8 protein-coding genes are annotated in these 11,669 nt (G+C 61.9%); 6 read left to right on the top strand and 2 right to left on the bottom strand.

The window, feature by feature from the left end:
* Positions 1–7 precede the first annotated feature (7 nt).
* From ABHM97_RS12940 to ABHM97_RS12920, 5 genes are all read left to right on the top strand, one after another.
* Entirely contained in the window at positions 8–2,335 is a 2,328-nt protein-coding gene (locus ABHM97_RS12940) for an FdhF/YdeP family oxidoreductase (protein WP_349471005.1), read from the top strand.
* 142 nt (positions 2,336–2,477) lie between these two features.
* A complete protein-coding gene (gene fdhA, locus ABHM97_RS12935) occupies positions 2,478–3,695 on the top strand; it encodes a formaldehyde dehydrogenase, glutathione-independent (protein ID WP_349471003.1) in 1,218 nt (405 codons plus the stop codon).
* Between the two features lie 119 nt (positions 3,696–3,814).
* Positions 3,815–5,047, top strand: a complete 1,233-nt coding sequence (locus ABHM97_RS12930; protein WP_349471001.1) for a molybdopterin molybdotransferase MoeA — start codon at positions 3,815–3,817, stop codon at positions 5,045–5,047.
* Positions 5,048–5,102: 55 nt separating this feature from the next.
* Positions 5,103–5,879: an SGNH/GDSL hydrolase family protein gene (locus tag ABHM97_RS12925; RefSeq protein WP_349470999.1), complete on the top strand. Its 777-nt coding sequence runs from the start codon at positions 5,103–5,105 to the stop codon at positions 5,877–5,879.
* A gap of 263 nt (positions 5,880–6,142) precedes the next feature.
* Positions 6,143–8,095 carry a BCCT family transporter gene (locus ABHM97_RS12920; RefSeq protein ID WP_502921283.1) on the top strand — a complete coding sequence of 651 codons (1,953 nt, stop codon included), beginning with the start codon at positions 6,143–6,145 and terminating at the stop codon, positions 8,093–8,095.
* A gap of 74 nt (positions 8,096–8,169) precedes the next feature.
* On the opposite strand, the gene ABHM97_RS12915 is transcribed toward ABHM97_RS12920, so the two are convergent.
* The gene (locus ABHM97_RS12915) at positions 8,170–8,859 is read right to left on the bottom strand and encodes a fasciclin domain-containing protein (protein ID WP_349470997.1); all 690 of its coding nucleotides are present in this window, start codon (positions 8,857–8,859) and stop codon (positions 8,170–8,172) included.
* 404 nt (positions 8,860–9,263) lie between these two features.
* Positions 9,264–9,884: a hypothetical protein gene (locus ABHM97_RS12910; protein WP_349470995.1), complete on the bottom strand. Its 621-nt coding sequence runs from the start codon at positions 9,882–9,884 to the stop codon at positions 9,264–9,266.
* A gap of 674 nt (positions 9,885–10,558) precedes the next feature.
* Between ABHM97_RS12910 and ABHM97_RS12905 the strand changes: the two genes are divergently transcribed.
* Positions 10,559–11,119, top strand: coding sequence for a site-specific integrase (locus tag ABHM97_RS12905; RefSeq protein ID WP_349470994.1), 561 nt, complete (start codon positions 10,559–10,561; stop codon positions 11,117–11,119).
* Positions 11,120–11,669: the final 550 nt, after the last annotated feature.

Raw genomic sequence — 11,669 nt, 5'->3', positions numbered from 1 at the left:
AACCCGCATGGCAACGAAAGCCCCCGAAGGAAACATCGACGAGTCGAAGCTGACCGTCACCAAACCCAAGACAAAGGCCGTCGGCATCCCCGCCGTCGCGAACGCGCTGAAGATCTCCCTGGAACAAATGGGCCCGGTTCGCAGCGTCCAAACCCTGCTGGCCGTGAACCAACTGGACGGCTTCGACTGCATGGGCTGCGCGTGGCCCGAGCATGAGAAGCGCAACGCTGCGGAGTTCTGCGAGAACGGCGCGAAAGCCGTGGCCGAGGAAGCCACCCGCCGACGCGTCACTCCGGAATTCTTCGCCAAGTACTCCGTGGAAGAACTGAAAACCCGCGATGACTACTGGCTGGGACAGCAGGGCCGGCTGACCCATCCCATGGTCCTCGAGGAAGGCGCCACCCACTACACGCCGATCAGCTGGGACGACGCTTACGAGCTGATGGCAGCCGAACTCAAGGGCATGGCGTCACCTGACGAGGCTGTTTTCTACACCTCGGGCCGGACTTCGAACGAGGCAGCCTTCGTGTACCAGCTCCTGGTCCGCGGCATCGGAACCAACAACCTGCCGGACTGCTCCAACATGTGCCACGAGTCCTCAGGTTCCGCCCTGGTGGAAACCATCGGCATCGGAAAGGGCTCAGTCAGCCTTACTGACCTGGAAACGGCGTCGTTGATCTTCGTTGCCGGGCAAAATCCGGGAACCAACCATCCCCGCATGCTCAGTGCACTGGAGAAAGCCAAGAAGAACGGCGCAGTCATCGTGTCCGTGAATCCGCTTCCGGAGGCGGGGCTCCTGCACTTCGAGAACCCCCAGCATGTGGCCGGCATGGTGGTGGGAACCCAGCTGACCGACGATTTCCTCCAAATCCGCGCCGGTGGCGACCAAGCCCTTTTCCAGGGCCTGGGCAAGTACCTCCTTGAAGCCGAGGCAGCGGGCCGCAACAGCCCGGGGCTGGAAACCGTCCTGGACCATGCCTTCATCAATGACCACACAGTGGGCATCGACGACTACCTGCGCTTCCTGGAAAAGGTGGAATGGGACGACATTGTGGAAGCCACGGGCCTCACCCTTGAGCAGCTCCACGCCACGGGAGAACGGTTGCTGGCTTCCGACTCGACCATTGTCTGCTGGGCAATGGGCCTCACCCAGCACAAGCACTCCGTGCCGACGCTCCGGGACGTGGTGAACGTCCTGCTCCTCCAGGGAAACATCGGCAAACCCGGCGCCGGTGTTTGTCCCGTTCGAGGACACTCGAACGTGCAGGGCGACCGCACCATGGGCATTTTCGAAAAGATGCCGGAGGCGTTCCACGACCGCCTGGACCAGGAATTCGGGTTCCGCTCCCCCAGGGAACACGGCTATGACACGGTGGCAGCGATCCGCGCCATGCGCGATGGGAAGGTCCGCTTCTTCATGGGCATGGGCGGGAACTTCGTCCGTGCCGCCCCGGATTCGGAGGTGACCGAGCAAGCCCTGGCCAACACCCGGCTCACCGTCCAGATCTCCACCAAGTTGAACCACTCCCACCTGTCCACCGGCCGGCGGGCCCTGATTCTGCCGACCCTTGGCCGGACCGAAAAGGACACCCAGCGGACCGGGGACCAGCGCGTCACCGTGGAAGACTCCATGAGTGCCGTCCACGCTTCACGGGGCCGGCTCAAGCCAGCCAGCGAGCACCTCCACTCCGAAGTTGCGATCGTGTGCAACCTCGCGGACAAGCTGTTCACCGATGGCCACCACCGCCTGCCCAACACCCCCAAGGCCTCCTGGCTGGCCATGCGGGATGACTACACCCTTATCAGGAAGCACATCGAGGCGGTCTTTGACGGATTCGAAGACTTCGAAGCCCGGATCCAGCACCCCGGCGGCTTTGTCCTTCCGCACCCACCCCGCGATGCCCGGATGTTCAATACCGCCTCCGGCAAAGCCCATTTCACGGGCAATGCGTTGGAGTACATCAAGGTCCCGCCGGGCAGGTTGGTCCTTCAGACCCTGCGCTCCCATGACCAGTACAACACCACCATTTACGGCAAGGACGACCGGTACCGCGGCATCCACGGCGGCCGGCGCGTGGTGCTGATCAACGCCGACGACGTCAACGAGCTTGGTTTCGCGGACGGGGACATGGTCAATCTTGTCTCCGAGTTCCAGGGCACCGACCGGGTCGCGGAGAACTTCAGGATTGTCTCCTACTCCACCCCGAAGGGTTGCGCGGCCGCGTACTATCCCAAAACCAACGTCCTGGTGCCGCTGGACTCGGTGGCCGACACCAGCGGAACACCGACGTCCAAGTCCGTGATCATCAGGCTGGAACGAGCCGCCAGCCCATAAGCCCAGGACCACCGCTGATCAGTTGCCTGTAAATGGTGCTTCGATGCCTGAAACCTGGGGAGGTATTTCCTCATCGAAGCACCGCTTACGGGCAACCGTCCAGCCCCACATTTCCGCACCACCAAACACCCTAAGGAGTGTCATGTCAGGAAACAGAGCAGTCGCCTACAAGGAACCCGGTGTCGTAGAAATCATCAATACCGACTACCCCACCTTCGAACTCAAGGACGGGCCAGGCGTCAATCCCGCCAATGTCGGCCGCAAGGTACCCCACGGCGTCATCCTGCGCACCGTGACCACCAACATCTGTGGTTCGGACCAGCACATGGTCCGCGGCCGGACCACCGCACCGAAAGACCTGGTCCTTGGCCACGAAATCACGGGCGAAGTGGTGGAGGTTGGCCCCGACGTCGAGTTCATCAAGGTGGGCGACATCGTCTCGGTGCCGTTCAACATTTCCTGTGGCCGCTGCCGGAACTGCAAGGAACAGAAGACCGGCATCTGCCTCAACGTGAACCCGGACCGGCCGGGCAGCGCCTACGGTTACGTGGACATGGGCGGCTGGGTGGGAGGACAGGCCGAGTACGTCCTGGTCCCTTACGCGGACTGGAACCTGCTGCGCTTCCCGGACCGTGACCAGGCCCTCGAGAAGATCATGGACCTGACCATGCTCTCGGACATCTTCCCCACCGGTTTCCACGGTGCCGTCACTGCCGGTGTGGGCGTTGGTTCCACGGTCTACGTGGCCGGCGCCGGTCCCGTGGGTATCGCCGCCGCCGTCGGCGCCCAACTACTGGGGGCCGCCGTCGTCATTGTGGGCGATATGAACGAAGACCGCCTGGCCCAAGCACGCTCCTTCGGCTGCGAAACGGTCAACGTCTCCAAGGGCGACCCGAAGGACCAGATCGAACAGCTGCTTGGTGTGCCGGAAGTCGACTGCGGCGTGGACGCCGTGGGCTTCGAGGCCCGCGGACACGGCAAGGACGCATCGCATGAGGCACCGGCCACGGTGCTGAACTCCCTAATGGACATCACTGCGGCCGGTGGCGCCCTGGGCATCCCCGGCCTCTACGTCACGGGCGATCCGGGCGGAATCGATGAGGCCGCCAAGCACGGATCGCTGTCGCTTTCTTTGGGCACAGGCTGGGCCAAATCCCTGTCCTTCACCACCGGCCAATGCCCCGTGATGAAGTACAACCGCCAACTGATGATGGCCATCCTGCACGACAAGGTCCAGATCGCCAAGGCCGTCAACGCCAAGGCCATCCCGCTCGAGGACGCGCCGCGCGGCTACGCCGAATTCGACGCCGGAGCGGCAACAAAGTTCGTACTCAACCCCAACGGTTACGTGAAGAACTAAGTACCCCAAGGTTAAGTACGCACTCAACGGATGCCGGGGACGGCGCGGCAGTAATTACGGGAAGGCCGAGCAGTCCCCGGCATCCGTGCCCCATGAACGCACCCAGGAATCGGACACCCATGCTTGCACCAGCGGATTCACCAGCCGACCTCACGCGGCACCACGCCACCACGTGGGCCGAAGCACGGCAGTTGGCCTTCAGCTGTGCCACACCGCTCCCCTCATGGAAGACCGAACTCGGCACGGCAATCGGATGCACCCTGGCCCGTGACGTCATTGCCCGACAGGACCTTCCCCACTACGCGTCGTCCGCCATGGACGGCTGGTCAGTCAACGGCGAAGGCCCCTGGACCATCACCACGGCCGGACGCCGGCTTTCCTCCGGTGAAGCCAGTGTCATCGCAACCGGAGGACTGGTACCCGCCGGTGCTACAGGCGTGCTCCGCAAGGAAAGCGGTCGCATATCCGGAGACGGGCGTCTTTCGCTCACTCCCCATGCAAACCCGGATGAGCTTCTCCCCGGCCGGCACATCCGGCCGGCCGGCGAAGAGGCCACAGCGGGTGATGTCCTCATACCCGCCGGGACCCAGCTCAACCCGGCACACCTTGCCCTTGCTTCAGTGGCCGGACACGATCACGTCCAGGTGCAGCGCAAGCCGCGGGTCGCCGTCGTCATGACGGGCTCGGAAGTGGTCACCTCCGGTGACCCGGCGCCCGGACAGGTGCGCGACGCCTTCGGTCCGCAGCTTGATGCGGTCATCCCGCAACTGGGCGGGGTTGCGGCAGGGCAGCTGCGGATCGGCGACTCGTACGAGGAGTGGCTGGCGGCGCTCTCTGGCGGTGACGACGGCGGTGCTGACCGCCACCGGGCCGAGGTCACCATTACCACCGGTGGGACCGGCAAGTCCGGAACAGACCACTTCCGTGCTGCCGTTGCTGCGCTTGGTGGGCGGCTGCTGCTGGATGGGGTTGCCATGCGCCCGGGCCATCCTGCGGTGCTGGCGGAGCTACCGGACGGACACTTCATCCTGGGACTGCCGGGAAATCCGTTGGCCGCCATGCTGGCCCTTATGACCCTGGGCGAACCGCTGCTCGCTTCCTTGGGAAACCAGCCCCTCCAAGAGCCCACGCCCATGCTCTCCGGCGCCGACATCGAACCCATCCCGGGAAAAACCCGCCTCATACCGTGCAGCGTTGTCCACGGGCTGGTGTTTCCTGCCGCCCATACCGGCCCCGGGATGATGCGCGGGCTCGCCTGGGCCGATGGGTACATGGCCGTCCCACCTGAAGGTGCGGCCGCTGGCGGGCAGGTTCCCGTCCTTCCCCTGCCGTGGACCCGCTTGCCGGGATAGTGTGTTGCGATCACCGCAAGAACCCAAGGACCGGTAAGCGTTTATCCTTAACGGCATGACACGACGACGCGGCTCGATGAGCCGGGGCTTCCGCGTCCCAGGCACTTCCGTGGCCGCCCTATGCGCATTAGCTGTCGCCCTCGTCCTTACTGGCTGCTCCCTCGCTGCCAGCAGTCCCGTGGATTTGAAGTCTCCACAACCGAAACCACCCCAGGATGCGGCGCGTCCGGTGCAAGGCTCGACTGCACCCGAACGCATCGTCATCATCGGTGATTCTCTCAGCACCGGATACGGGACGAGCCCGGAGGAAGCCTGGCCCCGCCTCCTTCGGCATGAACTCCATGCAGCCTCCGTGCCGGCGAAGATCACTAATGAGGCTCAAAACGGCGCGGGCTACCTTACCCTCGGTGACGAAGACGCCACCTTTGCCTCACAGATCAGCGAATCCGTTAACGCATCGACGGACGTCGTTGTGCTCTTTGGTTCGGACAACGACGCAGGCCAAGACCCCGAAGAGCTACGCGCCGCTCTTACAGATGCCCTCGGGGAAATATCGACGCGGGCGCCCCACGCCAGGCAGATCGTGATTGGCCCGCTGACCGGCTTCGACGCGCTCGAATCGGACGTCACCATTATTCGCGATCAGGAACAGGCAGCAGCCCGCGACGCCGGCGTCGAATTTGTCGACCCCGTCGCCGAACAATGGGTCGCTGGGCCGGACTCCCCACTGTTGGGTCCGGACGGAGAACACCCCAGCAGTGAAGGACAGCAATTCCTGGCCGGGAAAATCAGGACGTTGCTGGACCAGCACCGGGTCTCATCGACGGGCTAGGCGAGGCCGGGCCGATCAACAGCGCCCGCATGGGTCACACGTCCCGATAGCTGACGCTCTGTAAGCAACACTGCTCATAATAAGCAACGGACTTCGTCAGAGCCAATTGATATATCAATACGCCACAAAAGATGTAAAAGTCTTGACTTTGAGGTGTGACGAAGCGCACTCTGTTGCTTACCGCGAACTTTGTTGATTCATGCGGAACTATCCCTCTCCCTCTGGACGCACGCCCACCGGGGCCGTGCATCAACGCAAAACCCATGACTCGCCGAGTAAAGGACCCGCTCATGGCTACAAACAGTGACACAAAATCGTTAGTACCCGAGGATTTACCTGCCGACGCAGTACCCGACCCCGTCCACGTGGAGATCACTGTCTCCCCCGATGCAACAGCCCTCAACGATGAGGACGGAGGCGCAGCAGCTCTCCCGGATTCCGAAGAATACGAACAGATCCTGGTAGAACTGCGCAACGCCAAGACCGAGCAGGCCGTTTCGGCCCGCCGGAACCAGAAACTTACCCTCGACAAAGTCACCTTCGGAATCACGGGCGCCATCGCCGTCGCCTTCGTGGTCTGGGGCTTCGTGGGACGCGACAGCCTTTCGGAAACTTCCAAGGGCGCCCTGAACTGGGTCATGGAATACACCGGCTGGCTCTTCATGGTGCTTGCATCATTGTTTGTTGTTTTCGTGCTGTGGCTGGCCCTTGGCAAGTTCGGCAACATCCCGCTGGGCAAGGACGGTGAGAAGCCGGAATTCCGCACGGTCTCCTGGGTGGCCATGATGTTTGCCGCGGGCATGGGCATCGGCCTCATGTTCTACGGTGTCGCTGAGCCGCTCTATCACTACATCTCACCGCCGCCCGGAACTGTGGATGGCCGCACCCCGGCCGCCATCCAGACCGCCATGGCCACCTCGATCTTCCACTGGACCCTCCACCCGTGGGCCATGTACGCGGTGGTGGGCATCGCCATGGCCTACGGGACGTACCGCTTGGGCCGCAAGCAACTGGTCTCCGCAGCGTTCACCTCGCTGTTCGGGATCCGGATGGTGGAAGGGCCCGTTGGCAAGTTCATCAACATCCTGGCCATCTTCGCCACACTGTTCGGAACCGCCGCGTCCCTCGGCCTCGGTGCCCTCCAGATCGGCAGCGGCATGACGTCCAACGGCTGGCTCGGTGAAGTCGGCACTCCCGTGCTGGTCGTCATCGTGGCCATCCTGACCTTCTGTTTCGTCGCATCAGCGGTCTCCGGCATCAGCCGAGGAATCCAGTGGCTGTCCAACATCAACATGGTGTTGGCCGTGGTGCTGGCCCTGATCGTCTTTGTTGCCGGCCCCACCCTTTTCATCCTCAACCTGATCCCCTCCGCCATCGGTGACTACGCCCGCGACCTCGCCGAAATGTCATCCCGGACAGAAGCCGTGGGCGACGATGCATTGCGCAGTTGGATGACCAGCTGGACCATCTTCTACTGGGCCTGGTGGATCTCCTGGACGCCCTTCGTTGGCCTGTTCATCGCACGCATCAGCCGGGGCCGCACCATCCGCCAGTTCGTCACCGGCGTCCTCCTGGTCCCGAGTATTGTCAGCGTGATCTGGTTCGGCATCTTCGGCGGAGCCGCTTTCCAGATCCAGCAGGACGCGGACAAGGCAGGCACCCCCGGGCTGCTGACCACCACCAACGGGGTGGCCTCCGTCAACTTTGACGGCGCTCTCTTCGATCTGGTCAAGAACCTCGGAATGCCCGGATGGGCCACGGCCGCTGTCATCGTCCTGGCCATGGTGCTCGTGGCCATCTTCTTCATCACCGGAGCTGACGCTGCCTCGATCGTCATGGGTTCGCTCAGCTCCAATGGGGCAGAACACCCGCGACGCGCCGTCGTCATCTTCTGGGGAAGCCTCACTGGCGCTGTTGCCGCCGTCATGCTCCTGGCCGGTGGTGACGAGCCATCGGAGGCTTTGGCCGGGTTGCAAAGAGTCACCATCGTGGCGGCGCTGCCGTTCGTGATCGTCATGCTGTTGCTCTGTTTCGCACTGACCAAGGACCTTAGGCGCGATCCCCTGTCGCTGCACAAGCGTTTGGCCACTTCTGTGGTGGAACGTGCCATCCGCACAGGTGTGGAGCAGCACGGCGGTGTCCAATTCGACCTCGTCACCAAGCATGAGTGTGCCGAGAGCTGCACCGAGTCGCGGACGGATCACACGCACCAATAGAGTCCACCTTAACCAACAACAAAGCAGGCGCCGGATCCCGGCGCCTGCTTTGTTGTTACCAATCTCGGTAAGGCCTACTTGGGCATCAGTACCGAATCAACCAGGTAAACCGTTGCGTTGGCGGTGTGAACGCCACCGCAGATCACGTTGGCTCCGTTAACCGTGAGGGCGTCCTTGGTGCCGGCTACGGTCACTTCGCCACCCTGGACAGTCTTGTGGGTGCCAGCGATCTTGTCCGGGCTCAGCTGGCCGGGGACTACGTGGTAGGTGAGGATCTTGCTCAGCAGGGCGTCGTCCGTCTTGAGAGTTTCGATCGTTGCGGGATCGATCTTGGCGAAGGCATCGTCAACCGGTGCGAAGACCGTGAATTCGCTGCCGTTCAGGGTGGAAACCAGGTCCACCTTGGGGTTGAGCTTGCCCGAGACAGCGGCGGTCAGCGTCTTGAGCAGCGGGTTGTTGGAAGCGGCTACAGCTACCGGATCCTGGGCCATGCCCACGACGGAGCCGGCACCACTCGGTACCTGGGCGGCGTAACCGGCGCAGCCGGGGCCAACGAGGTCACGGGCCGGGTCCATGGCGGTGCTGGCCATGGCCGAGGAGGATGGCGACGGTGCCATGGAAGAAGGAGCCGCGGATGACGGAGCGGCTGCCGACGAAGATGCGGGGGTGCTGGTGGTGCTTGAACCACCACAGGCCGTGAGTCCGAGAAGGGCGGCTGCAGTGAGGCCAACGAAGGCGAGGGCGGGGCGCTTTGTGGACAACATGTCATTCTCCTTGTTTTGTGGGACCTGGGCGTTGGTTCCATTGGGTGGTGGGACTCAGGCTGGGAATGGTGCGGCTGCATCGCTCCCGGTTTGTGTCTCACCAGCTATTCGGAGGTCACGACGGGGTGGATGGGTGCGGATTGAAAAAGTTTTTTTAATCGGTCTCAGCCCGGTCTCTGTATGGCGCGCTCGGGCTTGGTTACGGAACAGCGTCCGACGCCGGTACTCGCCGCAGGCGCGAAGGCTGCGGACCGCGGTGCACGCAGCCGATTGCATCGGCTAAGCCGCGTTACATGCCGATAAGGATCTTCTGTAAAGCTAATTGCGCTCAATCCCACCAGTTGGCCCACCCGACTCCAAATAGGTCGATCCACTAACCTAGGAGTCTGGTGTTGGTGGTCTCCCTACACGTTCTCGGGCTCAGTTTCTCCTTCGAGATAGGCGTCGATGCACTGTTGCAACAGTAGTAGGGACAAAGGTGTGACCTCATCTAACGCGACGTCACCGAGGTGCTCGAACATCCCGATATCCCTTTCTACGCTTACCCAGAACCGGTGCACGTCGCGTAGGATCGCAACCGCGTCGACGAACATTTGAGCATCCAGGTTTCGATCGGGATCAACGATGAAGCTCGCAAGTTCATGGGTCAGTTCATGGCGATGGCCATAGATGGCCTGGAGTCGCTTCGCTTGAAAGGGGGTGATGGCTTCCATCCTGACGAGCCATGCCGCCGAGGCCTCAAAAGTTTGCCTAGAGTCCTTGACCCATCCTTCAGTTCGAGCCGCATCAATGACGTGCTCTTGGTAAGCATGCTCATCTAAGACGGTCCCTTTCTCGCTGAAACCAGTGCAGTAGAAGTCACGCACTCGCTGGGGAATCACCTGCTTCAGCATTTCGTGCGTCATTTGATATAGACCGGCAAACGATAAGGTCGACCGAATTGCTGCGGGCTGTAGCTTTGCCAAAAGAAGCCGCTCATACTCTTCTTTCGAGCGACCTCGGAATGGTCCTGCCGACTCTGTCAAATCTTGCACCTTCCCACGCCCAATAAGTGGCCCGCCGCCGGCCGAGAGAACCCTCTTCGGCAGGTTACACCAGCCTTTTCGGGCGTCTCCCCTGGGCGATTCTAAAGCCGATAACACTGGTTCCGTAAAGGTAGGGGAGTGGCGCCCGTTCGGAACGCTTGCTGTCGCGCCATCGTCAATCTTCGAAGACTTCCCGTACTGGTGCAGCGTCGTGAAGGTCTGGCAGGTAATTCTCTTGCCATCCAGCTTGCGTTTGAAGAGGGCGTGGGCAGATTCTTGGTGATATCCAGGGCCTCGGCGATCTCGGGCATTTCGCACTCGTTCGCAGGCAGTTTTCATGACGTACCAGCGTCTTCGTGTAAGCATCTCTCGGCGGCTTCCGCGCTGGCAGGCCAAACCCGTCGAGTACTTTGCCACGTGGCACCACCTCCGGCGCATTCGGTCCATGGCCACGCCGGAGACAAACGCGCAAGCTCCCGTTCACTCGGCCAAACAAGAATTCACCGAAACCATCAAATTTCTGGACTGGCTCTGGCAAACCCACCAAAGGACAGCCGCCACCTGCACCCAGCAGGACATCGAGACTTGGATCGCCACCGGACCCACAACCAGGAAAAGCCATCCACACGTTCATCGTGTTCGCCAAGAAAACCGGCACGAACAATCGAGTGAACATGGGCCACTACACCGCGAAAACCCGGCCCGCAGTTACCCAAGACCAACGTCTGGCGTGGCTGCGGGAATTACTTACCGGTACTAGCCAATCTCTGCCCTACAGGGTCGCCGGAACCCTGTTCCTCCTCTATGCCCAGCCCTTGGTCCGGGTAGCCAAGCTCCGCGCCGATGCAGTCGAGACCAACCAAACCAGTGGCGCCATGCGAATTACCTTTGGCATGCACCCAGTTCCTGTCCCGCAGCCGTTTGCGGAATTACTGGAAGAGCATCTTCTAGGCCGGCCGAACCTCAGAACGGGGTCGAACGCGGCAAGCCCCTGGCTCTTCCCTGGAACGCGAGCCGGGCAACATCTTCACCCCAACACCCTCATGGACAGGCTCCGAAGCCTCGGCATCGACCTTATAGGCGCACGGAACACTGCCTTGGGCGAACACCTCAGCCTCACACCGCCACCGCTGGTCGCCGACGCCCTCGGCTACAGCCACCAAGTCGCGTTCCTACATGCCGATGCTGCGGGGGACGCGTGGGCCCGCTACGTCAATCAAAGGCGGCCCAAATAGAGGAGCTCCACTCCAAATCACATTCTTGTGCAAGGCTGGAATATGCGACCAATCACAAGTTCCGAACAGGAAGTCCTCGATCGGCTCCTGACGCTAGATTTCGAAGGATTCAGTGCCGTGACGCAGACCGGATGGGCTGAGATCTTCGATGCAAGTGGCAAGTTGATCTCCCGAACGTCTAGCAAGTAATCCTTTTGGAACGTGGCGGTCGTCGTCGGCGTTGGCCTTACCAATGGCTACAAGGTTGGTTCGGTTAATAACGGAACGCACATAGTAGGTGAGGCGCCAGACCACTGATACGCGGACATCTGATCCGCAGGGGTGCCAGTAAATTCGGTTGATGAGGCTCGGGCTCTCCTCTTCCCCCCCGACGGTCGCGCATCGACTGTTTGACACGCGCTGCCCGGTGGAAAGAATGCGTTCCGCTGCTGCAGCCAACGGCTGTCCCTGAAGGCCGGAGGGTCTGGTAATGACCGATTCCCTTATCCCAGCCTTTCTTGACCGCTGCCTCGTCATCAATGAGAGGAACGCCGACGGCCTGGACATCACA

Origin of the sequence: Paenarthrobacter sp. CAP02, from assembly GCF_040137855.1 — a bacterium.
Taxonomy (GTDB): domain Bacteria; phylum Actinomycetota; class Actinomycetes; order Actinomycetales; family Micrococcaceae; genus Arthrobacter.
Note: the sequence above shows the minus strand (reverse complement) of the source record. Positions and strands in the feature narration are given on the sequence as shown.